The organism is Mycobacterium sp. 1245801.1, from assembly GCF_001673055.1.
Classification (GTDB): Bacteria; Actinomycetota; Actinomycetes; order Mycobacteriales; family Mycobacteriaceae; genus Mycobacterium; species Mycobacterium europaeum_A.
In genome coordinates this window covers 1-626 of sequence record NZ_LZKY01000206.1, presented here as the reverse complement: position 1 = coordinate 626, position 626 = coordinate 1, and the positions used below count along the sequence as shown (strand labels likewise).

2 protein-coding genes are annotated in these 626 nt (G+C 63.7%); both read right to left on the bottom strand.

The annotated features are described in order from the left end of the window. A partial coding sequence (locus A5622_RS13165) for an MlaD family protein (RefSeq protein WP_156749112.1) occupies window positions 1-285 on the bottom strand: 285 nt, incomplete at its 3' end. Further along, window positions 275-626 (bottom strand): MCE family protein (locus tag A5622_RS13160; RefSeq protein ID WP_231999805.1); only part of this gene is annotated, 352 nt, incomplete at its 5' end. The genes A5622_RS13160 and A5622_RS13165, both read right to left, overlap by 11 nt.

Sequence of the window (626 nt, the reverse complement as noted above, 5' to 3'; positions counted from 1 at the left end):
CTGGTCGCCGACGGCGACGTGGCGGTCGACGCTGAAGCTGATCTTGGCGCTGTCGCCGGCCAGACCCACCGAGGTCACCTTGCCGACCTTGAAACCCGAAACATAAACGGCGTTGCCGGGATTGATGCCGCCCGCGTCGGTGAAGTAGGCGTCATAGATCTTGCCCTGCGGCCAAAACGGCAATCCGGAGTAGCCGAACGCGATGAGCACCACGCAAACCACCAGCACCACACCGAAAATGCCGGTGCGCAGTGGATCGCGCTCATGCCTTGCGTTACTTGGCAAAAGCACACCTCCCCTTGCTGGGATCCACCTGGCCACCGAGCGGCAGCAGGATGTCGCTGCCGGCCGGGCCGTTGATCTTGATCGTCACCGAACAGAAGTAGATGTTGAAGAACGACCCGTAGGCGCCCAAGGCGGACAGCCGCAGGTAGTCCTCGCCGAGCTGTTCGACGTCGTTGTTCACCTCGGCCTTGCGGTTGTCTATCTCGGTGGCCAGCGGCCGGGTGTTCTCCAGGATGCCCTGCAGCGGCCGGCGCGAATTCTTCAGCAGGTCCGTCAAATCCGTCGTCGTGGAGGCCAGCGGCGGGATGGCGCCCGCGATGTCGTCCTTGTGCTGGGCCAGC